The sequence below is a fragment of the Caminibacter profundus genome (genome assembly GCF_054657155.1).
The window spans coordinates 478,107-499,249 of the sequence record NZ_BAAHXC010000001.1 but is presented as its reverse complement, the minus strand read 5'-3'; the positions used below and the strand labels follow the sequence as shown (position 1 = coordinate 499,249).

General features: G+C 28.1%; 26 protein-coding genes, 2 pseudogenes and 1 CRISPR repeat array. Of the genes and pseudogenes, 21 read left to right on the top strand and 7 right to left on the bottom strand.

What is annotated here, in order from left to right; genetic code table 11:
• The first annotated feature begins 78 nt into the window (after positions 1-78).
• From ACYQ1U_RS02590 to cas2, 3 genes are read left to right on the top strand one after another with little or no spacing between them, the layout of a single operon-like run.
• The gene (locus ACYQ1U_RS02590; protein WP_459883961.1) at positions 79-495 is read left to right on the top strand and encodes a hypothetical protein; all 417 of its coding nucleotides are present in this window, start codon (positions 79-81) and stop codon (positions 493-495) included.
• Positions 492-1,487 carry a type I-B CRISPR-associated endonuclease Cas1b gene (cas1b, locus tag ACYQ1U_RS02585; RefSeq protein WP_459883958.1) on the top strand — a complete coding sequence of 332 codons (996 nt, stop codon included), beginning with the start codon at positions 492-494 and terminating at the stop codon, positions 1,485-1,487. Before ACYQ1U_RS02590 ends, cas1b begins: the two co-directional genes overlap by 4 nt.
• Positions 1,484-1,783, top strand: a complete 300-nt coding sequence (gene cas2 / locus ACYQ1U_RS02580; protein WP_459883955.1) for a CRISPR-associated endonuclease Cas2 — start codon at positions 1,484-1,486, stop codon at positions 1,781-1,783. The genes cas1b and cas2 overlap by 4 nt, the downstream gene beginning before the upstream one ends.
• A 13-nt stretch (positions 1,784-1,796) precedes the next feature.
• On the opposite strand, the gene ACYQ1U_RS02575 is transcribed toward cas2, so the two are convergent.
• Complete coding sequence (locus tag ACYQ1U_RS02575) at positions 1,797-2,573, bottom strand: pyridoxine 5'-phosphate synthase (protein WP_459883952.1); 777 nt, start codon at positions 2,571-2,573, stop codon at positions 1,797-1,799.
• A 44-nt stretch (positions 2,574-2,617) separates the two neighbouring features.
• On the opposite strand from ACYQ1U_RS02575, the gene rpiB reads away from it, so the two are divergent.
• Both rpiB and ACYQ1U_RS02565 read left to right on the top strand, forming a co-directional pair.
• Positions 2,618-3,046, top strand: a complete 429-nt coding sequence (gene rpiB / locus ACYQ1U_RS02570) for a ribose 5-phosphate isomerase B (RefSeq protein ID WP_459883949.1) — start codon at positions 2,618-2,620, stop codon at positions 3,044-3,046.
• Positions 3,036-3,368 (top strand): coiled-coil domain-containing protein, encoded by a 333-nt coding sequence (locus ACYQ1U_RS02565; RefSeq protein WP_459883946.1) that lies wholly within the window; start codon positions 3,036-3,038, stop codon positions 3,366-3,368. The genes rpiB and ACYQ1U_RS02565 overlap by 11 nt, the downstream gene beginning before the upstream one ends.
• Before the next feature lie 9 nt (positions 3,369-3,377).
• Here the strand turns inward: ACYQ1U_RS02565 and mog are convergent, their stop codons facing one another.
• Positions 3,378-3,890, bottom strand: coding sequence for a molybdopterin adenylyltransferase (gene mog, locus ACYQ1U_RS02560; RefSeq protein ID WP_459883943.1), 513 nt, complete (start codon positions 3,888-3,890; stop codon positions 3,378-3,380).
• A 462-nt stretch (positions 3,891-4,352) separates the two neighbouring features.
• Here mog and ACYQ1U_RS02555 point away from each other — a divergent pair, with 462 nt between their 5' ends.
• The 3 genes from ACYQ1U_RS02555 to ACYQ1U_RS02545 are packed head-to-tail and all read left to right on the top strand — an operon-like array spanning position 4,353 to position 5,851.
• Entirely contained in the window at positions 4,353-4,619 is a 267-nt protein-coding gene (locus ACYQ1U_RS02555; RefSeq protein WP_459883940.1) for a DUF2018 family protein, read from the top strand.
• Positions 4,612-4,986 (top strand): hypothetical protein, encoded by a 375-nt coding sequence (locus ACYQ1U_RS02550; RefSeq protein WP_459883937.1) that lies wholly within the window; start codon positions 4,612-4,614, stop codon positions 4,984-4,986. Before ACYQ1U_RS02555 ends, ACYQ1U_RS02550 begins: the two co-directional genes overlap by 8 nt.
• 1 nt (position 4,987) lies before the next feature.
• A complete protein-coding gene (locus tag ACYQ1U_RS02545) occupies positions 4,988-5,851 on the top strand; it encodes a polyprenyl synthetase family protein (RefSeq protein WP_459883934.1) in 864 nt (287 codons plus the stop codon).
• A 10-nt stretch (positions 5,852-5,861) separates the two neighbouring features.
• On the opposite strand, the gene ACYQ1U_RS02540 is transcribed toward ACYQ1U_RS02545, so the two are convergent.
• Positions 5,862-6,437 carry a ParA family protein gene (locus ACYQ1U_RS02540; RefSeq protein ID WP_459883931.1) on the bottom strand — a complete coding sequence of 192 codons (576 nt, stop codon included), beginning with the start codon at positions 6,435-6,437 and terminating at the stop codon, positions 5,862-5,864.
• A gap of 46 nt (positions 6,438-6,483) precedes the next feature.
• Between ACYQ1U_RS02540 and ppk2 the strand changes: the two genes are divergently transcribed.
• The 11 genes and pseudogenes from ppk2 to ACYQ1U_RS02485 all read left to right on the top strand — a co-directional run bounded on the left by ppk2 (position 6,484) and on the right by ACYQ1U_RS02485 (position 15,875).
• Complete coding sequence (gene ppk2 / locus ACYQ1U_RS02535) at positions 6,484-7,389, top strand: polyphosphate kinase 2 (protein WP_459883928.1); 906 nt, start codon at positions 6,484-6,486, stop codon at positions 7,387-7,389.
• 10 nt (positions 7,390-7,399) lie between these two features.
• Positions 7,400-8,386 (top strand): anthranilate phosphoribosyltransferase, encoded by a 987-nt coding sequence (trpD, locus tag ACYQ1U_RS02530; protein ID WP_459883925.1) that lies wholly within the window; start codon positions 7,400-7,402, stop codon positions 8,384-8,386.
• Positions 8,386-9,117: an EstV family lipase gene (locus tag ACYQ1U_RS02525; RefSeq protein WP_459883922.1), complete on the top strand. Its 732-nt coding sequence runs from the start codon at positions 8,386-8,388 to the stop codon at positions 9,115-9,117. The genes trpD and ACYQ1U_RS02525 overlap by 1 nt, the downstream gene beginning before the upstream one ends.
• A 201-nt stretch (positions 9,118-9,318) precedes the next feature.
• Positions 9,319-10,020, top strand: a complete 702-nt coding sequence (locus ACYQ1U_RS02520) for a site-specific DNA-methyltransferase (protein WP_459883919.1) — start codon at positions 9,319-9,321, stop codon at positions 10,018-10,020.
• A gap of 27 nt (positions 10,021-10,047) precedes the next feature.
• Positions 10,048-11,154, top strand: a complete 1,107-nt coding sequence (locus tag ACYQ1U_RS02515; RefSeq protein ID WP_459883916.1) for a DNA methyltransferase — start codon at positions 10,048-10,050, stop codon at positions 11,152-11,154.
• A gap of 56 nt (positions 11,155-11,210) precedes the next feature.
• Positions 11,211-11,438, top strand: a complete 228-nt coding sequence (locus tag ACYQ1U_RS02510) for an AbrB/MazE/SpoVT family DNA-binding domain-containing protein (RefSeq protein WP_459883913.1) — start codon at positions 11,211-11,213, stop codon at positions 11,436-11,438.
• 3 nt (positions 11,439-11,441) lie between these two features.
• Positions 11,442-11,760: pseudogene (locus tag ACYQ1U_RS02505) on the top strand (type II toxin-antitoxin system PemK/MazF family toxin).
• Between the two features lie 9 nt (positions 11,761-11,769).
• Positions 11,770-14,648 (top strand): annotated as a pseudogene (locus ACYQ1U_RS02500) (restriction endonuclease).
• A gap of 95 nt (positions 14,649-14,743) precedes the next feature.
• Positions 14,744-14,962: a Fic/DOC family N-terminal domain-containing protein gene (locus ACYQ1U_RS02495; protein ID WP_459883910.1), complete on the top strand. Its 219-nt coding sequence runs from the start codon at positions 14,744-14,746 to the stop codon at positions 14,960-14,962.
• A gap of 126 nt (positions 14,963-15,088) precedes the next feature.
• Complete coding sequence (locus ACYQ1U_RS02490; protein ID WP_459883907.1) at positions 15,089-15,400, top strand: MTH1187 family thiamine-binding protein; 312 nt, start codon at positions 15,089-15,091, stop codon at positions 15,398-15,400.
• A complete protein-coding gene (locus tag ACYQ1U_RS02485; protein ID WP_459883904.1) occupies positions 15,393-15,875 on the top strand; it encodes an HIT family protein in 483 nt (160 codons plus the stop codon). The genes ACYQ1U_RS02490 and ACYQ1U_RS02485 overlap by 8 nt, the downstream gene beginning before the upstream one ends.
• Before the next feature lie 182 nt (positions 15,876-16,057).
• A CRISPR array of direct repeats spans positions 16,058-16,598; the repeat unit is 36 nt; unit sequence GTTACAAACAATGACCCGATTCAAGGGGATTGAGAC.
• 276 nt (positions 16,599-16,874) lie between these two features.
• Here ACYQ1U_RS02485 and ACYQ1U_RS02480 read toward each other — a convergent pair.
• From ACYQ1U_RS02480 to ACYQ1U_RS02470, 3 genes are all read right to left on the bottom strand, one after another.
• Positions 16,875-17,180, bottom strand: coding sequence for a F0F1 ATP synthase subunit C (locus tag ACYQ1U_RS02480; RefSeq protein WP_123351882.1), 306 nt, complete (start codon positions 17,178-17,180; stop codon positions 16,875-16,877).
• A gap of 111 nt (positions 17,181-17,291) precedes the next feature.
• A complete protein-coding gene (locus ACYQ1U_RS02475) occupies positions 17,292-18,359 on the bottom strand; it encodes a pyridoxal phosphate-dependent aminotransferase (RefSeq protein WP_459883900.1) in 1,068 nt (355 codons plus the stop codon).
• On the bottom strand, positions 18,359-19,249 hold the full coding sequence (locus tag ACYQ1U_RS02470; protein ID WP_459883897.1) for a hypothetical protein: 891 nt from the start codon (positions 19,247-19,249) through the stop codon (positions 18,359-18,361). Before ACYQ1U_RS02470 ends, ACYQ1U_RS02475 begins: the two co-directional genes overlap by 1 nt.
• A gap of 40 nt (positions 19,250-19,289) precedes the next feature.
• On the opposite strand from ACYQ1U_RS02470, the gene ACYQ1U_RS02465 reads away from it, so the two are divergent.
• Together ACYQ1U_RS02465 and ACYQ1U_RS02460 are read left to right on the top strand one after the other, a co-directional pair.
• Complete coding sequence (locus ACYQ1U_RS02465; RefSeq protein ID WP_459883894.1) at positions 19,290-20,096, top strand: ankyrin repeat domain-containing protein; 807 nt, start codon at positions 19,290-19,292, stop codon at positions 20,094-20,096.
• Positions 20,093-20,701 (top strand): LysE family translocator, encoded by a 609-nt coding sequence (locus tag ACYQ1U_RS02460; protein WP_459883892.1) that lies wholly within the window; start codon positions 20,093-20,095, stop codon positions 20,699-20,701. Before ACYQ1U_RS02465 ends, ACYQ1U_RS02460 begins: the two co-directional genes overlap by 4 nt.
• Here the strand turns inward: ACYQ1U_RS02460 and ACYQ1U_RS02455 are convergent.
• Positions 20,687-21,073 (bottom strand): tetratricopeptide repeat protein, encoded by a 387-nt coding sequence (locus tag ACYQ1U_RS02455; protein ID WP_459883890.1) that lies wholly within the window; start codon positions 21,071-21,073, stop codon positions 20,687-20,689. The genes ACYQ1U_RS02460 and ACYQ1U_RS02455 overlap by 15 nt on opposite strands.
• Positions 21,074-21,143: the final 70 nt, after the last annotated feature.

Sequence of the window (21,143 nt, the reverse complement as noted above, 5' to 3'; positions counted from 1 at the left end):
TTTGTTTTTGCCATTTTTTACTCCTTTTTGATGATTTTGTTGGCATTGAAATTATAAAAAAAGGAGGTGTGAAAAATTGTGAAAAAGACATTGGAAAAATTATTAGAAATTAAAGGAAGTAGTAAGAATTTAGCTTATGAATTGATTGATGCAGGTATGCCTTATGATGAAGAGGATGCAGATAAGTTGGCGGCTTTAATTAGAAAATGGAAACAAGATAAAATACCAAAAAAATGGGAAAAATATATTAAAAAAGTAGCAGAAAATTTAGGAATTCAAGGTTTAGATGAAAAAGACAAAAAATTATTAGAGTGTGCTTTTATAAACTTTTTAAAAGATATTAAAATATCCTATTATGAAGATGAAGATAAAAATATTGAGAGAAAAAAAGCTTTGATATTTCTTATTTTTATGTTAATTCTTGATAAAGAATTTATTAGTGAAAGTATTGAAAAAGAATGGGGAAGTTTAATTGAATTAGAGGAAAACAAATGAAAACTCAATACATCTTTTCAATTGGCGAGATTAAAAGAAAAGATAATTCAATAGCCTTTAAAAACGAAAAAGGATGGAAGTATATTCCTATAGAGCAGGTGAGGGAGTTATATTTTATGAATGAAGTAAGTCTTAATTCAAAATTTTTTGATTTTTGCAGTAGAGCTGGGATAGTTTTGCATTTTTTTAACTATTATGGAAATTATAGTGGCACTTTTTTTCCGAGGAGGAAATATATAAGTGGTGAACTAACTATTAAACAAGCATTAGCTTATGAAAGGGATAGGTTAAAAATAGCAAAAGCAATTGTTTTAGCAATCAGTGAAAATATTTATGAAGTTTTGTATCATTATTATAGACACGGTAAGGGTGAAATTAAAGAGTTTTTGGATTATTTAAAATTTAGGGTGCCTATGTTTTTAGAAAAAGCAAAGGATATCAATAAAATTTTATTTATTGAAGGGCAAATCTGGGCTGGATTTTATGAAAGTTTTAGATATTTTTTGCCAAATGACTTTTTGATGAACAAAAGAGTAAAAAGACCACCGGACAATCCTATAAATGCTTTGATTAGTTTTGGAAATACATTGCTTTATACTAAAACAATCAGTGCAATTTATCAGACTCATCTTGATCAATCTATTAGTTTCCTGCATTCACCAAGCAGTAGTAGATTTAGTCTAAGTCTTGATCTAAGCGAAGCTTTTAAACCAGTTGTTGTGTTTAAGGTTATTTTTGAATTAGTGAATAGGAAAAAACTAAAACTACAAAAACATTTTGAGCGGAAATTTAATTATGCACTTTTAAATGAAGATGGTAAAAAAATCTTTATAAAAGCTTTTGAAGAAAAATTAAATGAAAAGTTTAGCCACTCTAAACTAAAAAGAAAAGTAAGTTACCAAAGAGCTATAACACTTGACGGATATAAACTTGTAAAATATCTAATAGAGGGTAAAGAATTTAGACCTTTTAGTTTGAAGGAAAAAAAATGAAAAAAGATTATAAAATAAATTATGTTTTTTTGATGTATGATATTGCTGATGAAGAGAGTGAAGCTGGAAAAAATAGAGTAAATAAAGTTTTTAAAACTTGCAAAAAATATCTCTCTCATCACCAAAAGTCTGTTTTTCGCGGAGAAATAACTCCTAGTAAACTTTTAAAACTTCAAAAAGAATTAAAAGACATAATAGACGAAGAACTCGATTTCATTACAATAATCAAACTCAAAAATAGAGAAAGCTTTCTTGAAGAAACTATTGGAAAAAAAGAAGATGAATTATTTATTTAAAAAAGCTAATAAATCATCCTATCAACTCTTTCATTTTTATTATTGCATTCTTTAATCCTAAAAATACTGAGTTTGCAATTATGCTATGACCAATATTAAGTTCAATTATTTCTTTGATATTAGCAATTTCTTTGACATTTTGGAAGTTCAGTCCATGTCCTGCAGCAACTTCAAGACCCAAATCTACTCCAAGTTTTGCAGCATCTTTAATTAATTTTAATTCAAGCTCAAGTTCTTTTTTTAACGTTTTTCTATCAAATTTTTCAAATACTTTAAATGGGGTTTGGTTTATGTTTGTATTAAGAGCTAAATGTAAGTTTGCATATTTTCCAGTGTGAAGTTCTATTAGCTCTACACCAATTTCTGCTGATTTTTTAATTTGTTCAAAATCTGGGTCAATAAATAAAGATACCTCAATTTCATTTTCTTTGAGTTTTTCGATAACGTTTTTTATTTCTTTTTCAAGTCTAATTACATCAAGACCACCTTCAGTTGTAACTTCTTCTCTTTTCTCTGGTACTAGAGTTGCTCTATGAGGTTTTAGTTTACAAATGATATCTATGATTTCAGGATTAATAGAACATTCAATATTTACAGGTAAGAAACTGTTTTCTATTATTCTTTTTGCATCAAAATCTGTTATATGACGTCTATCTTCTCTTAAATGAATAGTTACTTGATCAGCGCCTGCTTCTTTTAAAAAATGCAAAGCCATAAGTGGGTCGGGTTCGTTTATTCTTCTTGCATTTCTAAGAGTTGCAATGTGGTCAATATTTACACCCAGTTTCATAAAATTTCCTTTTTTTGTATAATTGTAATAAAAAAAGGGAGTAAATGAAATACTTTATAGGAACTGATCACGCTGGATTTGAAGTAAAAGCATTTGTAATTGATTACTTGCAAAAAAAAGGAATTGAAGTAGAAGACTTAGGAACTTATTCTAGTGAAAGTGTAGATTATCCAGATTTTGCGCATAAAGTTGCAGAAGCTGTGTTAGCGAATCCTGGAAGTAAAGGTATTTTAATTTGTGGTAGTGGTATTGGTATGAGTCTTGCAGCAAATAAACACAAAGGTATAAGAGCTGCTCTTTGCCATGACCATTACACTGCTTCAATGGCAAGACGTCATAACGATGCAAATATTTTATGTTTTGGTGCAAGGATTGTAGGGTTAGGTGAAATTGAATCAATCCTTGAAGGTTGGCTAAATAGTGAATTTGAAGGTGGAAGACACCAAAGAAGGGTTGAGAAAATTGATATTTAGTTGGATTTTTCTCACCCTTACTATTTTAGTTATATTAATACTATTATTTAAGATGTATTATTATAAACATCAATATGAAAAAGCGGAAGAAAGACGAAAACAACTAAAAACTGCATTGGCTGATGCTGAAATTTTAATAAAAAAATATCAAATACAACTTCAACGTTCTCTTGGAAACCTAGAACTTTTAAACGAAGAAGTAAATAAACTTAAAAATGACTTAAAAGCGATTAAAAATAGGAACTCTCAACTTCGTGTGGAAAATGAACAATTAAAAAGAAAAATTAGAGAGCTTGAAAATAAAATTGAAGCATTGCTTTAATTATAAAATTTACTTTTTCTTTGGTCTAAAAGCTGTTGGTGACTCAATATAATCTCCCTCTATTAAATCAATAGCATATGGAATAGCTGGCCATACTGCTTCAAGGTTTTCTCTAATTGCCTTTGGACTTCCAGGTAGATTTAAAATGAAACTGTTTTTTACAACTCCTGCTGTACCTCTTGCTAAGATTGAAGTTGGAACATATTTTAGAGAGTGCATTCTCATAAGCTCTCCAAATCCAGGAAGCTCTTTTTCTAAAACTTCTTTTGTAGCTTCAGGAGTTACATCTCTTTTAGCTGGACCTGTGCCGCCAGTTGTAAGAATTAATGAACATTTCTCATCTACTAAATTTTTAAGAGTTTTTACAATAGTATCAAAATCATCAGGAATAAGTTTGTAAACTATTTCGTAATCATTAGTTATATTTTCTTTTAAAAAGCTTTCAATCTCTTTTCCACTTTTATCTTCATAAATTCCAGCACTAGCTCTATCACTTATTGTAACGACACCAATTTTCACCATCTACTGCCTTTTTATGTGCATTATACCATAATATTAATTGAAAATTGGTTGATTGGTATATTGGTTGATTGGTATATTGGTTGATTGGTATATTGGTTGATTGGTATATTGGTTGATTGGTATATTGGTTGATTGGTATATTGGTTGATTGGTATATTGGTTGATTGGTATATTGGTTGATTGGTATATTGGTTGATTGGTATATTGGTTGATTGGTATATTGGTTGATTGGTATATTGGTTGATTGGTATATTGGTTGATTGGTATATTGGTTGATTGGTATATTGGTTGATTGGTATATTGGTTGATTGGTTTGTAGTAAACATAATATTTTACCAATAACTAATATACAAATACACAAATATACTAATACACCAATATACCAATTTCCAAATAATTCAACTAAAATTTTCTTGCAAAAATAAATTATTTATGATAAATTCTAAACAAAAAGGAGATGAAATGTTTGATCCATTTGATGAAAATAAAAGCCCAAAAGACAAGTTTTTTGAGATTATGTATCATGCTAATAAAAACTTAGTAATAGAAGAGCTTGAGAATGTATTTAAGCGCTTAGCAGCTCTTGAGGTATTAGTAGAAGATTGTTATGGTGATGAGGTAGAGAAAAAAATCAATGAAGTGATTTTTAACCGTTCAAATGATTTAGAAAATGCGGAAATGGATTTTTACATCCATACTATGGCAAATATTCTTACAAAAAATGAATAAACTTTTTATTCTTTTTTTCCCTTTATTTCTTTTTGCTTTTTTTATTAATTTTCCTTATACTCTAAGTCTTAAAAAAGATCAGCTCTCTAAATTTACTGTATATTATGATGGCTCAACTTTTCCATTTGAAATGCGTTGGACTTTATTCAAAAATGATATTTTGGTAGTTTTGTATAAATATAATAATTTTCCAAGACAAGTAGAATTATATAAAGACCCTCCACTAAATACTTTTAGAGTAAAAATAATGCCAAAAAACTTTTATCCTTATTTTTTGATTGAATTTGTAGATTTTAATGATAAAATTGCAACATTTAAAATATATTTATTTAATGGAAAAGATGTAAAGGTAGATTTAAAGGAATGAAATGAACTATTTTAAGATTTTAGATGAGATGTTTTGGGAATTTGAAGAATATAGAGATATAAAAAAGGGAAAAGGTATAAGAGGTAAACTTATAACTATAATAAACCCAAAAGCTACTAAACTTGCTGCAGTGGTAGAAGCTATACATTTAGCAAGTCTTTTACATGATGATGTAATTGACGGATCAGATACAAGACGAGGTGCTGTTTCAATTAATGCAAAATATGGAGATCATACTGCTGTAATGCTTGGAGATATTGTCTATTCTAGAGCATTTTATGAATTAATTGATTTTGGTGAGGAGATAGCAAAAATTATTTCAAATGCTGTATATTTACTTTCTCAAGGTGAGCTTGAAGATATTAAGCTTTCGCGTTCAATTAATTTTGACAAAAATAAGTATATGCAAATGATTTATAAAAAAACGGCTTCACTTATTGAAGCGTCTTGCGGTGCAAGTGCAGTTTTGGCTAATTTGGATAAAGAAGTTTTTATGAAGTATGGAAAAAATATAGGAATTGCTTTTCAAATAATTGACGATTTACTTGATGTAACTGAGGATCAAAAAACTCTTGGAAAACCAGCAATGCACGACTTTTTTGAGGGGAAAACTACACTTCCTTTTATTTATTTATTTGAAGCTATGAATAATGAAGAGGTAGAAAAATTAAAATCACTTTATAAGAAAAAATTAGATACTGATGAGATTAATTGGATTAGGGATAAGATGCAAAAATATGAAATAGTTAAAAAATGCTACAATGAAGCAAAAAGTTTGGTAGAAGAAGCTAAAGAAGTAATAAAGCCATTTAATATGCCAGAGCTTGAGTTAATAGCAAATAAGATAATTGATAGGAAATTTTAAATTATTTCATTTAATAGTTTAATATATGCTTTTGCTGTTTTTTGGTCGAGTTTAAATATGTTTTTTTGATAAAAAGCATATTTTCTATAGATTCGCTTTTTGGGATGTAAGTTTTGAAATATTGAAAAGACGGCAAGTTTAATATCATTTTTACTATTTTTTTATGAGTTTCTTTTTTTTCTACACCATTTAGTAAAAGTTTTAAGTTTTTATATCCTTTTTCTATTAGTTCGTTATATGTTTTTAATGCGAGGATATTTGGGATTACTGGGACTATCACCAAATCACTTAAGTTTATTACTTTTTTATTTTTCTTATTAAGACCTGCTGGAGTATCAATTACAACAAAGTCATATTCGTTTGTTTTAGGTAATTTATTTGAGGTTAGTATTGTTAGCTTTTCATATTCTGTTTGATATGTATTTTTTGTTATTTCTTTTGTTTCAAAAAATATAGGAGTTGCTTTTTGAATATCCATATCTACAAGTAGAGTCTTTATACCTTTTAGTGCTGCAGCTGTTGCTAAGTTTACGGCGGTTGTAGTTTTTCCAACACCACCTTTTATATTACAAACGGATATAACCATAAATTACCTTTTTTAGTATAATATCAAAAACTCTTGGGAGTTTCAAATGGAAAAAATCAATATAAATGAACTGTATAATCCTGAATATGTGTTAGTTGGAAATAAAAAAATGAAACTAAATGATTTGATAAACGAATATATAGAATTAAAACGAATAAATAAAAAAGCTATTAAAAAATACTTACAAGAACAAGAATTAAAACCTTACCAAGCAGAGCTTATAAAAATGCAAAAATATCTTGAAGATACACAAAAAAGAATGATAGTGCTTTTTGAAGGTCGAGATGCGGCTGGTAAGGGAGGGACTATTAGAAGAATTGTAAGATATATGAATGAAAAACATTATAGAGTAGTGGCTCTTGGAAAACCAAGTGATGTTCAAAAAACACAATGGTATTTTCAAAGATACGTAGAGCAATTCCCAAGAGGCGGTGAGATAGTGTTTTTTGATAGAAGCTGGTATAATAGGGCTATGGTTGAGCCTGTTTTTGGTTTTTGTACGCCTGAACAGTATGAAGTTTTTATGCAAGAGTGTCCAATGTTTGAGAAATCTTTAGTAATGGAAGGGACAATATTAGTTAAAATTTATCTCTCAATCTCAAAGGAAGTTCAAGCTAAAAGATTTGAAAAAAGAAGAAAAGACCCACTCAGACAATGGAAACTTAGTGAAATTGACCTTCAAGCTCAAGATAAATGGGATGATTTTACAGAAATGAAATATAAAATGCTAAAAGCTACTCATACACATTATGCCCCTTGGACTGTTATTAGAAGTGATAATAAACATTTAGCGCGTCTTAATGCTATGAAGGTTATTTTAAGTGTAGTTGATTATCCAGATAAAAATAAAGACTTAGACTATAGACCTGATGAGGGAATAGTAGTTAGTGGTGCAAGAGAGATAGAAATAATGGAAGCTGATAGAAAAAGAAGCGGAAAATTTGTTAGTTAAAGGAGAAAAAATGAACTATACTCAAGCAAAAGAAAAATTCGAAAAACTTTTTAAAAACGAAATGAGTGAAGCAGAAGCAAGAGATTTTTTGGTGAGTCTATATGAAAAAGGTGAAACTTCAGCAGAAATTGCAGCAGCAGCTGAGGTTATGAGAGAGCACTCTATTAAACTTCCGGTAAGTGAAGAATTAAGAGAAAAACTGATAGATATAGTGGGTACTGGAGGAGATAAAAGTAATAGCTTTAATATTTCTTCAACTACTGCACTTTTACTCTCAGCTGCAGGTAGTTTTGTGGCAAAACACGGAAATAGAAGCATTACAAGCAAATCAGGAAGTGCTGATATGCTTGAAGCTCTTGGAATTAATCTAAATTTATCGCCAAAGAATCAAGTAAAGATGTTAGAGGAAGTAGGGTTTACATTTATTTTTGCAATAAATCACCATCCTGCAATGAAACATATAATGCCAATTCGCAAATCCATTCCTCACAGAACTATTTTTAATATTTTAGGTCCTCTTACAAATCCGGCAGGGGCAAAGAAGTATCTTCTTGGTGTATTTTCACCAGATTTTATAGAACCAATTGCAAATGCATTGACTCTAATGGATATTAACAGAGCAATGGTAGTAAGTAGTTTAGATGGAATGGATGAGATTAGTATTTCAGCACCTACAAAAGCTATTTATTATGATGGTGTGAGAATTAGGGATATGGAGATTAGACCGGATAGTTTTGGAATGGTTGGAAAAAAAGAAGATTTAATAGGTGGCAGAGCAATAGAAAATGCAAAAATTACAAGAGGAATTTTATCAGGAGAGATAAAAGGGCCTAAGAGAGATGCAGTGCTTTTAAATGCAGCAGCAGCTCTTTTTGTGGATGGTAAAGCAAATTCAATTGAAGAGGGGATAAAGATAGCAGCTGAGGTAATTGAAAGCGGCAAGGCAATTAAACATCTTGAAAAAATAGTTGAAATCTCACAAAAACTGGGTTCTTAATGGCACTTAGAAGTATTGAAGTTGAAAATAAGAAGTTTGATATAAGCTATGATATTATTAATCCATCCGGTAAAAAAGATATAATCTTTTTGCATGGATGGGGGAGTAATAAAGAAATTATGAAATGTTTTAGTGATAATTTTAAAGAATTTAGACATATATATATTGATATGCCTGGATTTGGGAAAAGCCCAAATCCTTATGTTTTAAATAGCTTTGATTATGCAAAAATAATAGATGAGTTTTTAAAAAGTATAAATATTAATAAAGACATTATAATAGGGCATAGTTTTGGTGGGAAAGTTGCTACGCTTTTAAAACCAAGCTTCTTAGTCCTTCTTGCAAGTGCTGGTATAGTTATGCCAAAGCCGCTTGGTGTAAGAATTAAAATAAAAACATTTAAAATATTTAAAAAACTGGGTCTAAGTAAATTTAGGAAGTTTTTTGTAAGTAAAGATGCACGTGGTATGAGTGAAAATATGTATGAAACATTCAAACGAGTAGTAGATGAAGATTTTAGTGAGATTTTTGCAAATTACACGGGGAAAGTGCTGATTTTTGGAGGAGAGGAAGATACAGCTGTTGTGCCAGAAGCTTTAAAAAAACAAGGAGAGTTCTTTAAGAGTAAATTTATTATGTTAAATGGAGGGCATTATTTCTTTTTTAATGATAAATATGCTATAAACAATAGAAAAATAATAGAAGAAAAAGTATTAGAAAATTTAAAATAAGGAGAGTTATCTGGCTACAATAAATAGGACACAGAAATGATAAAATATGTTAATAAATGGATATGCATTGCTTGGAGCATTTGCATTTGCAATTGGTGGTATAATGTTAATTAACAAAGGATTTTAAATGAAAAAACTTGATAAAATAGTTTAGATTTAGTAAAAGAGAATATCGAAAAATTAAAAGAGATTTTTCCAGATGTGTTTAGTGAAGGAAGAATTGATTTTGATAAATTAAAAGAGAATTTAGGGGAGTTTGTTGATGAGAGTGAAGAGAAGTATAATTTTACTTGGTTTGGAAAAAGTAAAGCTAATCAATTAGCACTTACTCCAACAAATGCAACACTAAGGCCAGATAAAACTTCAAGCAAAAATTGGGATACTACTAAAAATCTATATATTGAGGGGGATAATTTAGAAGTTTTAAAGCTTTTACAAAAAGCTTATTATAAAAAAATAAAAATGATTTATATTGACCCGCCATACAATACGGGGAAAGATTTTATTTATAAAGATAATTATAAAGATAATCTAAAAAACTACCTTGCAATGACAGGACAAATAGATGAAGAGGGAAATGCATTAACTACAAATCGTGAGACAAGCGGAAGAAAACATAGTAATTGGTTAAATATGATGTATCCAAGATTAAAACTTGCAAGAAATTTACTTAGAGATGATGATGGAGTGATTTTTATTTCAATTGATGATAATGAAGTGCATAATTTACGCAAAATAATGGATGAGATTTTTGGGGAGGAGAATTTTGTGGCTGAATTTCCAAGAATGGTTGGAACAGTTCCAAAAACTACTGAATTAATACAGAATAGACATGATTATGTTTTGTGTTATGTTAAAAATTTAGGAACTATTTTTAGTATGGATGAAAATATTTCAGAATAGCACTTTGTATATGATGATAACGATGGTATGGGTAAATATGCTTTAATACATCCTTTGGATTCTGGGACTTTGGGTTATATTAAATCTCTTGATTATGAAATAAAATTTAATGGAAAAATTTTTAGGCCCGGTCAACATATAGAAAATAAACCTTCTACTGTATGGCGTTGGAGATGGAGTAAAGATTTAGTGGAGTGGGGCATTAAAAACAATTTAATTGTAGAAAAAAATAATCGTCTTTATACTAAAAATTATAGAAATTTCAAAGTTGAAAAAGATGGAAATAGTTATAAATTGGTAAAAAAAGAAGTAGGAAAACCATTCACAAGTGATACATTAATGTCAGAAGAATTTGGAAACAGAATAGCAACAAGGGAGATAAAGTCTTTATTTGAGGGTAATGGATATTTTGATTATCCAAAACCTGTAAATTTAATAAAAAAATTAATAAAAATGATAAAAGAAGATGAAAACGACATAATCCTCGACTTTTTCTCTGGCTCAGCTACCACAGCACACGCAGTAATGGAGTTAAACGCAGAAGATGGAGGCAATAGAAGATTTATAATGGTGCAACTTCCAGAGCCAACAGATGAAAAGAGTGAAGCATATAAAGCTGGATATAAAAATATTTGTGAGATTGGAAAAGAGAGAATTAGAAGATCTGGAGAGAAGATAAAAGAAGATTTTAAAGATAAAGAGGGAATTGAGAACTTAGATATAGGCTTTAAAGTCTTTAAGCTTGATTCTTCAAACTTTAAAGAGTGGGATAAAAATGCAGATAATTTAGAAAAATTATTGCTTGAAAGTGAAGAGATTATAAAAGAAGATAGAAGTGAAGAGGATTTAATTTGTGAAATACTTTTAAAATATGGAATTGATTTAACTACTCCTATTGAAGAAAAAGAGATTAACAATAAAAAAGTTTATATTGTAGAAGGCACTTTAATAATTTATTTAGATGAAGTTGATATTGAGATAGCTAAAAAAATAGTTGAATTAACAAAAGAGTATGATAGTGAATATAGCAGTTTAGTTTTAAGAGATGATAGCTTTTTAAATAGTAAAGAGAAAGTAAATATAATTGAGTTTTTTAGGCAGATGAATCTGTTTGATAAGATTATAACTTTGTAAAATAATGATTATTCTCAGAGTTTGGTATAATTTTGTATATCCTATAAGGAGATAAAATGAATGTAAAAGTTAGTAGATGGGGAAATAGTTATGGAATAAGACTTAGTAAAAATATTATAAATAAACTCTCTTTAAAAGAGAATGATGAATTAAATTTAACAATTATTGATAATAAATTAATTTTAACTCCAAAAATAACATTAGATGATATGTTAGATAACATAAATGAAAATAACTTGCATAGTAGTATTGATTTTGAAAATAAAGGAAAAGAGTTGTTATGATTTATATCACCTTCAAAAGGTGATATTGTTTGGGTTGAATTTAATCCTCAAAAAGGACACGAACAAAAAGGTCATAGACCAGCAATAGTTATCTCTCCTTTATAATAGAAAAACAGGATTAGCTATTATATGCCCTATTACTTCAAAAATTAAAGGTTATCCTTTTGAAGTTATAATTGATGGAAAAATAAAAGGAGCTATTTTAGCAGACCAAGTAAAATCTCTTGATTTTAAAGCAAGGAATTTTCAATTTATTGAAAAAGCTAATGAGTTTATAGTTGTTGATGTTTTGTATAAAATAAAACTTTTATTAGAAATATAAAGGCTAAAAGTGAAAATAAAATTTTATGATAATTTAGATTATCAACTTAATGCAATATATTCTATTGTAGATATTTTTAAAGGTCAAGAAAAAGTTGATTCTTTTTTTGAAATAAAAGCAGGAAATATTTTAGGCAATACTCAAATTGATATAGGAATAGCCAATAGACTTACTTTGAGTAAAGATGAACTTTTAAAAAATATTCAAGAAATTCAAAAAAGAAATGCACTTGAAATTACAAAATCTATTAAAAAAAATGATTTGAATTTTTCAGTAGAGATGGAAACAGGCACGGGTAAAACGTATGTGTTTTTAAGAACTATTTTTGAGCTTAATAAAAAGTATGGTTTTAAAAAGTTTATAATAGTAGTGCCAAGTATTGCTATAAAAGAGGGAGTTAAGAAAAATTTAGATATTACAAAAGAGCATTTTAAAATGCTTTATGATAACATACCTTATAACTATTTTATTTATGATTCAAATAAACTATACCAAATTAATGAATTTGCAAGAAGCAATGATACCCAAATCATGATAATAAATATTGATGCTTTTAATAAAGATATCAATAAAATCAATAATCCACAAGAAGCAACTCTTGGAGAAAAACCAATAGATTTAATAGCTTCCACTAATCCTATTGTAATAATTGATGAACCTCAAAGTGTAGATTCTACTCAAAAGGCTAAAAAAGCTATTAAAAGTTTAAATCCACTTTTTATTTTGAGATACTCAGCAACTCATAAAGAGAAATATAATTTAATGTATAAGCTTGATGCAGTTGATGCTTATGAAAAGAAATTAGTAAAACAGATTGAAGTGGCTTCTATTAAATTAAGCGATAATTCAAACACTCCTTATATTAAGTTTATTTCTGTTGACAATAAAAAAGGTATAAGAGCAAAAATTGAAATTGATGTTTTAGAAAAAGGGGTAGTTAAAAGAAAAACAAAAACAATTAAAGGAAATAGTGATTTATTTGAAATAACAAATAGAGATATTTATGAGGGATATATTGTAAAAGAGATTTATGCAGGAGAGGGAAATGAATATATAGAGTTTATAAATGGCAAAATTTTAAGACTTAGTGAGGTAATAGGAGAGGTTGATAAAGAAAAACTACAATATTTACAGATTAAAAAAACAATTGAAGAGCATTTAGAAAAAGAGAGATTGCTTTTAAAAAAAGGTATTAAAGTTTTAAGTCTATTTTTTATAGATAAAGTTGCAAATTATAGAGAGTATGATAAAGATGGTAATGCTAAAAAGGGAAAATTTGCACTATTTTTTGAAAAAGCATTTAAAGAGCTTATAAATAAACCAAAATATAAAGAGCTAAAAGATAAAGTTTATAATAGTTTAGATATAAAAGAGATTCACGATGGATATTTTTCGGTAAATAGCAAAGGTAAATTGAAAGATACAAAAGGAGATTCAAAAGCGGATGAATCAACTTATGAGAAGATTATGAAAAATAAAGAAAAACTTTTGAGTTTAGATGAGCTTTTGAGATTTATCTTTTCTCACTCTGCTTTAAAAGAGGGGTGGGATAATCCTAATGTATTTCAAATATGCACTCTTAATGAGACAAAATCTGTTATGAAAAAGAGACAAGAGATAGGAAGAGGACTTAGACTTTGTGTAAATAATAATGGTGAGAGAGTTTATGGATTTGATGTAAATAGACTTACAGTTATTGCAAATGAGAGTTATGAAGAGTTTGCTAAAAAGTTACAAAGAGAGTATGAAGAGGATTTAGGAATTAAATTTGGAATTATTGAAAAGCATATCTTTTATCCTATTTTAGAAGAAAAGAGTGAAGAGTTGTTTAAATTTTTGCAAGAAAATAGCTATATAGATAAAAGTGGGGATGTTACAGAAAAATTAAAAAGAGAGATTGATAATTTAGATTTGCCAAAAGAGTTTGAAGACAAAAAAGAAGAAATTATAAAAACAATAAAAAAATCAATAGGCAGAAAAATTGAGATTAAAAATATAGATGAGAGAAAAGCAGTTAAGTTAAAAAAAGAGGTTATTTTAAGTGAAGAATTCATTAATTTATGGGAAAAAATTAAACATAAAACAATATATAAAATAGATTTTGATATAGATTTACTTATAAAAAGGTGTGTTAAAAGAATTGATGAAGAATTGAAAGTTAGTTATATTAAATATGAATATAAAAAAGCTAAAATTGATGTAAAAAGAAGTGAAATTGATACAGTAGATGAGAAAAACAACATAGAAGAGATAGCAGAGATTGATTTTGAACTTCCAAATATTATAGATATTTTACAAAAAGAGACAAATCTAAAAAGAAAAGATATTATAAAAATTTTAACTTCTACTAAAAAATTAGCCCATTTTAAAAATAATCCTCAAAAATTTATTGAAGAAGTCTTAAGAATTATTAAAGGAGAGCTAAATAAATTAGTTGTTGATGGTGTGAAATATGAAAAAATAAGAAATTTAGAGTATGCTATTCAAGAAATTTTTGATAAAGAAGAGATTATTGCTTATATGAAAAATTTAAAAGAATCTCAAAAAAGCATAACAGATTATGTAATTTGTGATAGTGAAATTGAAAAAGAGTTTGTAGAAGAGTTTGAAAAGAATGAAAATATTAAATTTTTGTTAAATTACCTTCAAATTTTAAAATAAATACTCCTGTTGGAAGTTATAATCCAGATTTTGCAATTGTAGTTGAAGTAGATAAAGAAGAGAAGCTATATTTTGTGCTTGAAAGTAAAGGTAGTCTTTTAGAAGAGGAGAGAAGGAATAGAGAAAATTATAAAATTAAATGTGCTAAAAAACATTTTGAAGTTTTAAGTGATGTAGAATATGTAGTTGCAAAAGATTTTGATGGATTTAAGGAGTATTGGTATTAGAAAAACTAAAAAATGCTAAAATATCTAAAGGACATTATTTAGAAATTGATGAATGAAGGAAAAAAATGAAACCTTATATTTCCTAAAAGTTACCTGTGGATAATATTGATTTGGTAGATTTGATTGATAATATCTCAAAAGCTAATAGAGCTTTAGCAAAATATGATGGATATTTGCAAATTATTCCAAATAAAGAATTACTTTTAGCACCTCTTACTATAAAAGAAGCAGTTTTTTCTTCAAGAATTGAAGGGACTAAGGATTCGTTTGAAGATGTTTTAAATTATGAAGCAAATCCAAAAAAAGTATCTTGAAATTAATTTTTTTGTGTCATCTTTTTTTATTATATAATTGTTTCGCAAAAATTACGCAAAAGTGCTCCTAAAGGGGTCCCTAAAAATTTATAAAAATGCACAAAATATCTATAAAAAGGAGAGTTTATGAGTGTATTAGTAGAATTTGCTATGTTTCCAACAGATAAAGGTGAAAGTGTTAGTGAATATGTAAGTAGAATTATTAAGATGTTCAAAGATAGTGATATAAACTATCAATTAACTCCAATGGGGACTATTTTTGAGGTTGATAAAATTGAAGAAGCTACGAGAGTTATTAATAGGGCTTATAAATTATTAGAGAGTGATTGTAATAGGGTATATACAACCATAAAAATGGATATTAGAAAAAATAAAAATAATAGAATGAAACAGAAAATTGAGTCTATAAAAAATAAAATTGGTGAGATTAATGGATAGGTTATATGCTCCATGGAGAAGAGAGTATCACACTAATAAAAGAAATGATTGTGTTTTTTGTGATATAGCTTCCTCAAGAGAGTTTGATGATGAAAATGAAGTTTTTTATAGAGATGATATTTGCTTTTTTGTAATGAATAGATTTCCTTATAATCCAGGACATTTTATGATAATTCCAAATAGACATGTAGGAGAGTATGAAGATTTAAGTGATGAAGAAGTCTCTCACATAGCAAAACTTGCAAAAAAAGGAGTTAAAATATTAAAAGAGTTTGGTGCAAGTGGTATTAATATGGGCTGGAACATAGGATTTGATGCTGGGGCTGGAATTCCTGAGCATTTACATCTCCACTTAGTCCCAAGATTTAAAAGAGATACTAATATGATGACTACTGTTTTTAATACAAGAGTGTATAGTGCTGATTTTGATAAAATATATGAAGAAATAAAAAAAATTGCTAATAAATATTTATAATTTTGGTATAATGATAAAAGTTGATTGAAAATTTTTTGTTTAAGTTTTTTTTAAGGTTTTCTCAAAATTAAATGTCCCTAAATTTCGGACTTTTAACCTTAAAGTTTTCTTAAAATTAATACTTTAAGCTAACTTTAAGGTTTGTAAAAAATAAAAAAGTCCAAAATTTAGGCAAAGTTAGCGTTACAAACAATGACCCGATTCAAGGGGATTGAGACTTAATATATACTTTATCTTCATACTCATAAGGAAGTGTTACAAACAATGACCCGATTCAAGGGGATTGAGACAACCTTTCGGCTAACCTTGACTTGTCCCAATAGGAGCTACAAGTTACAAACAATGACCCGATTCAAGGGGATTGAGACTCCTAATATTTCATTTATCCTTATTAAACCATCTTGGTTACAAACAATGACCCGATTCAAGGGGATTGAGACTTTCTCCCCGTCTTTGAACTCAACGGCCCACCAGAGTTACAAACAATGACCCGATTCAAGGGGATTGAGACCTCCGTCTGCATTTTTAAAATATGAATAATAGAGTCGTTACAAACAATGACCCGATTCAAGGGGATTGAGACCAATCAGGGTAGATTTTTTTAAACTCTTTCAAACTGAGTTACAAACAATGACCCGATTCAAGGGGATTGAGACTCATCGAATGCATCGCTATTGATACATTCGGGTTACAAACAATGACCCGATTCAAGGGGACTTTTTGTAGTAGCCAAGTAGCCAAGTTCCAAGTATTATAGGATTTAGGATTTGAGATATAGGACTTAGTAACGCCGACTTTAGTTGGTAATGATAAAGTATAGAATGGAGAATAATATTTGCTCAATACTCAACATTCATCACTAATAACAAATTTACCAATATACCAATAACGAATACACCAATAACAAATATACCAATTAACGAAATTTTTGATAAATTAATTTTAAAAAAGAGTCAGAGATAAAATGAAGAAAAATAAAAAAGAAAAAAGGATAAAAAATTATCCTAAGAATGGGTTAGCGTATAGAGCGATAAGTGCAAGAACTAATGCATAGATAACTTGTGCTTCGATCATCGCTAATGCGATGAACATTGTACCCATAAGTTTACCACCCATTCCAGGGTTTCTTGCAGTACCAGCGATAGTTGCTGCAGAAGCGTGTCCCATACCGATTGCACCACCAAGTGCTGCAAGACCAAGACCTACAACAGCAGCTACAACACTGTATGCTTTAATCATTGTGTCACCATCAGCTGCGAATGCAAATGCTGCGAAAATTGCCATAAGTGCTACGATTTTTTTCATTTTTACTCCTTGTAATATCTATTACGCTATGTCCGTTCGGCTTGCGTGTCCCTACTTAACACATAGCGCAATGGAATTATAAGCAAAAACATACAAAAAGGCAATAAAAATTCATATATTTTTAATAAATTTTTTTATTTTTGTTACTGCGATTTCTAGTTCGTTTATATTTTTTGTATATGCGATTCTTATAAAATTTGTAAAATCACCAAAATCCACTCCAGGGGTTACTGCTACTTTGGCTTTTTGAAGCAGTTCATTACTAAATTCAAGAGAATTGTTAGAATATTTACTTATATCACACCATAAATAAAAGGCACCGTCTGGTTTTTTAATTTTAAAAATATCTTTTAATTCATTATAAATAAAATCTCTTCTTTTTTGAAATTCTTTTTTTATAGAGTCTAAATATTCATAATCGAAAGCTTCTAAGGCAGCGTATTGAGAAAGAGTAGGGGCTGAGATAAGGATATTTTGAGCAACTATTTCAGCTGTTCTAATTAAATTATCAGGCACTATCATCCAGCCAACTCTTAGTCCTGGCATACAAAAAAACTTGCTAAATCCATTAATAACAATTGCATTTTTATTATATTTAAGTGCAGTAGTATAGTCATCAGTATATACAAGTCCGTGGTATAGTTCGTCTGAAATTAATAAAATATTGTTTTCTTGAGAGTATTCGCAAATCTTTTTCATATCATCAGTATAATAAATAGTTCCTGTAGGATTATTAGGAGAAGATATCATTAATGTATCACACTTTGGAATATTGTTTAAATTTATCTTATACTCAGAGTCAAAAGGAATTTTTATAAACTTTTTATTAAGAAGCTTAGCAAAATTTTCATAACACGGATAACCCGGTGATGGCGAAGCAATAATTTTGGCAAAATGAAAAGCTATTAAAAATGCGGTTGATGTACCGGTTGTTATGATAATGTTTTCAGGATTTACTTCTACATTATAAAAAACTTTATAATGATTTGCTATTTTCTCTCTTAAGTTTTTTAGTCCTTTAGCTTCAGTATAAAAGAATTTGTTAAAATTTATGGCTGAGTTTATAGCTTTTTTGACTTTATCACTTGGAAGCAAATCAGGCTCACCAATTTCTAGATGAATAACATCCTCTAACTCTCTTGCTTTTTTTAAGATATCCATAACGATAAAAGGTTTCATTAGTTTACCTTTTTTTTAGTTTTAGATAAATTTATAGCTAATGTGTCTATTATTTTTTCTTCTAAATTTAAAATATCTTTATTTTTTTCTTTAAAACCTTCTATATTTTTCTTTAGAGATTTTACCTGAACTTCTAAGTTTTTTATTTCTTTTTCGGTTTCAAAATATAAAACTTCAAATCTTTTTTTTTGCATTGTAAATATAAATTCTCTTTCTTTATATTCATTTTCTTTTTTTGTTTTTTTCAGTATAGGTAAAATACTGGTCTTTATTCTTTTTAAAGCTAGTTTTATATCGGTTAAAAGTATTTTCTTTTTTTCTAAACTTTTAGAAAATTTTTCATAGTCTTTATTTAATTTGTCAAGAATCTTTTTTATATTGTCTATTTTAGTAATTTCTTGTTTTAGAAGTGGTATAGGAGATGCGAATTTATGCCTATCATATGGATATAACTCTGGGTATTTGAATTTTCCATATTTGGTCTGAATAGTAGTTCTATTAAGTGTAGAAGCAAAATTATTTAATAAGATATGATTTTTTTTGATAATATTAAGAATATATTTAGCTATTGTTTTATGGATGATTTTTTTGCCTGCAATATCTTTTTTAAATAGATATGCGGCTAAATAATCTAATTTAATATCAAAAATTTTATCAAAAACTGGACGATTTCTTTTTTCTGCTAATGTTACTAAATTTTGTTTTATTTTTTTTATTATTCTTTTAAGAGATACATCAATAAATTCTTGATGTGTTAAAATTAATGGTGAAATTGTTTCTTCTTTTATTTTAGAATTCAGTAGTTCTTTTGTTATCTTTTTTAAGAACTGTTCTTCATCTATATTTTCAAAAAGAGTGTCTTTTAGTTTTTCTATTTCTTTTAGATCCATATATATACTTTTTGTTAAAATTATATCAAAAAGGTTTTTTGTGGAAGAAAAAGAGCTAGAACTTATTGAGTTATTAAAAAAAAATGAAGATAAAAAAGCAAAAAATTTTTATGAATTAAACTTTAAAACACCGCCTATATTATCTTTTGAAGTTGCTTTTTGGGTAATTGAGATGAAGAACTTAGAGCTTTTAAAATATTTTTATTCAAAAGGAATAAACTTAAGGATTTTTGAGGACTTTTATTTTCAATATGCTTGTGGGGTAGGGTATTTAGATATTGCTAAATTTTTGTTGAAAGTAGGAGCTGATGTAAATGCAAATAAATCAGCAGCTTTTATTTATGCGGCTGCTAATGGAAAGTTAGATGTATTAAAATTTTTAGTTAAAAAAGGTGCAAATGTTAGGGCCAGATTTGATTTGGCTATTGTGCTTGCAGCAAAAAATGGTCATTTAGAAATATTAAAATATTTGTATGAGCTGGGACTAGATATTCATACAAACTCTGAAGCTCCTTTAAAATATGCAGCGGCAAATGGACATAAAGATATTGTTGAGTATTTAATAAAATTAGGAGCAGACTATCATACAACTGATGAGTATCCTTTGAGAAAAGCGATAAAAAATGGTCATTTAGAAATTGCTAAAATGCTTTTAGAAAAAGGAGCTGATCCAAATGTTAATAATTATGAACTAATTCAATGGGCAATTGAAAAAAGAAAGTTTGATATTTTAGATATGCTTTTGAGTTTTGGAGGTAAGCCTGATATTTTTGATGGAAAGTATGTAAAATTAGCAAGAGAAAAAAAAGATAAAGAACTGAGACAAATTTTGGAGAGTTATTTATGATTGAGTATTTTACGCTTGGGGTTATAGGTTTTATAGCAGCACTAACTCCAGGGCCTGATATTTTTTATGTTATAAGGCAAGGCTTGTGTAAAGGATTAAGAACTTCTTTATTTGCAGTGAGTGGTATTTTATTTGGGAATATTATTTATCTTTTTCTTGTTGCAATAGGGCTTGGAATAATTGGCAAAAATCCATATTTTTTATTTTTCGTAGCACTTTTTGGAAGTATTTATCTTTTGAAGATATCATTTAGTATTTTTAATGAAAAAGTCACTTTAGAGGCTAAAAAATGTGGAGTTGAAAATGATTTTTTAATATTTAAAGAAGCATTGCTTCTTAATCTTTCTAATCCAAAGGCTATGATTTTTTTTGCTGTAGTAGTTACTCCATTTATTAGTAAGAATGTTATGTTAAGTTGTGTGAGCTTATATCTTGGAATAAGCTTAGCATTTTTATTAGCAGCTATAACTAGTTCAAAAATTAAATTAGAAGAGAAATTACTAAATTTTATTAATAAAGTAGCATCTATTGTTTTTGTTTTTTTTGCTATTAAATTGATGTTATTATTTATCGAAACAGCAGAGAAGATATTAAATCTTCCCTAGATAATCACAAGCATTTTTATTTCCAAGATTACAAGCTTTTTTTAGGAATTCTTTTGCTTTTTTTGTATTACCGTTTTTATATTCTTCATATCCAAGGAGAGTGCAGCTGTCAGAGTCATTTAAAGCACATCCTTTTTTATAAAAACTGATAGCAAGTTTGTGGTTTTTGTTTACACCAAAGCCTTTATCATAAAAATATCCAACCATACCACAAGCATATCCGTCATTTTTTTCACATCTTTTTTTAAAGCCTTTAAGAGCTTTTTTATATTTTCCCTCTAATGCTAGTTTTAAATCTGGGTCATTTGTTTGTCCGTGATTACCAGCAAACAGTGCTAAACTAAGTCCTAATAAAGCCAATATTTTTTTCATTTTTATCCTTTTGGTGTATTTTATAAGTATTAGAGGTATTAGAGGTATTAGAGGTAATAGACGTATTAGA

What these genes read in the sequence shown, in the direction of transcription:
- ACYQ1U_RS02540 (WP_459883931.1), bottom strand. Translation starts at nt 6,437, where the DNA reads ATGGTTATATCCGTTTGTAATATAAAAGGTGGTGTTGGAAAAACTACA.
- ACYQ1U_RS02460 (WP_459883892.1), top strand. Translation starts at nt 20,093, where the DNA reads ATGATTGAGTATTTTACGCTTGGGGTTATAGGTTTTATAGCAGCACTA.
- trpD (WP_459883925.1), top strand. Translation starts at nt 7,400, where the DNA reads ATGAACTATACTCAAGCAAAAGAAAAATTCGAAAAACTTTTTAAAAAC.
- ppk2 (WP_459883928.1), top strand. Translation starts at nt 6,484, where the DNA reads ATGGAAAAAATCAATATAAATGAACTGTATAATCCTGAATATGTGTTA.
- ACYQ1U_RS02575 (WP_459883952.1), bottom strand. Translation starts at nt 2,573, where the DNA reads ATGAAACTGGGTGTAAATATTGACCACATTGCAACTCTTAGAAATGCA.
- ACYQ1U_RS02510 (WP_459883913.1), top strand. Translation starts at nt 11,211, where the DNA reads ATGAATGTAAAAGTTAGTAGATGGGGAAATAGTTATGGAATAAGACTT.
- ACYQ1U_RS02485 (WP_459883904.1), top strand. Translation starts at nt 15,393, where the DNA reads ATGGATAGGTTATATGCTCCATGGAGAAGAGAGTATCACACTAATAAA.
- ACYQ1U_RS02475 (WP_459883900.1), bottom strand. Translation starts at nt 18,359, where the DNA reads ATGAAACCTTTTATCGTTATGGATATCTTAAAAAAAGCAAGAGAGTTA.
- ACYQ1U_RS02515 (WP_459883916.1), top strand. Translation starts at nt 10,048, where the DNA reads ATGGGTAAATATGCTTTAATACATCCTTTGGATTCTGGGACTTTGGGT.
- ACYQ1U_RS02455 (WP_459883890.1), bottom strand. Translation starts at nt 21,073, where the DNA reads ATGAAAAAAATATTGGCTTTATTAGGACTTAGTTTAGCACTGTTTGCT.
- rpiB (WP_459883949.1), top strand. Translation starts at nt 2,618, where the DNA reads ATGAAATACTTTATAGGAACTGATCACGCTGGATTTGAAGTAAAAGCA.
- ACYQ1U_RS02525 (WP_459883922.1), top strand. Translation starts at nt 8,386, where the DNA reads ATGGCACTTAGAAGTATTGAAGTTGAAAATAAGAAGTTTGATATAAGC.
- ACYQ1U_RS02545 (WP_459883934.1), top strand. Translation starts at nt 4,988, where the DNA reads ATGAACTATTTTAAGATTTTAGATGAGATGTTTTGGGAATTTGAAGAA.
- ACYQ1U_RS02555 (WP_459883940.1), top strand. Translation starts at nt 4,353, where the DNA reads ATGTTTGATCCATTTGATGAAAATAAAAGCCCAAAAGACAAGTTTTTT.
- ACYQ1U_RS02480 (WP_123351882.1), bottom strand. Translation starts at nt 17,180, where the DNA reads ATGAAAAAAATCGTAGCACTTATGGCAATTTTCGCAGCATTTGCATTC.
- ACYQ1U_RS02550 (WP_459883937.1), top strand. Translation starts at nt 4,612, where the DNA reads ATGAATAAACTTTTTATTCTTTTTTTCCCTTTATTTCTTTTTGCTTTT.
- ACYQ1U_RS02490 (WP_459883907.1), top strand. Translation starts at nt 15,089, where the DNA reads ATGAGTGTATTAGTAGAATTTGCTATGTTTCCAACAGATAAAGGTGAA.
- cas2 (WP_459883955.1), top strand. Translation starts at nt 1,484, where the DNA reads ATGAAAAAAGATTATAAAATAAATTATGTTTTTTTGATGTATGATATT.
- mog (WP_459883943.1), bottom strand. Translation starts at nt 3,890, where the DNA reads ATGGTGAAAATTGGTGTCGTTACAATAAGTGATAGAGCTAGTGCTGGA.
- ACYQ1U_RS02470 (WP_459883897.1), bottom strand. Translation starts at nt 19,249, where the DNA reads ATGGATCTAAAAGAAATAGAAAAACTAAAAGACACTCTTTTTGAAAAT.
- cas1b (WP_459883958.1), top strand. Translation starts at nt 492, where the DNA reads ATGAAAACTCAATACATCTTTTCAATTGGCGAGATTAAAAGAAAAGAT.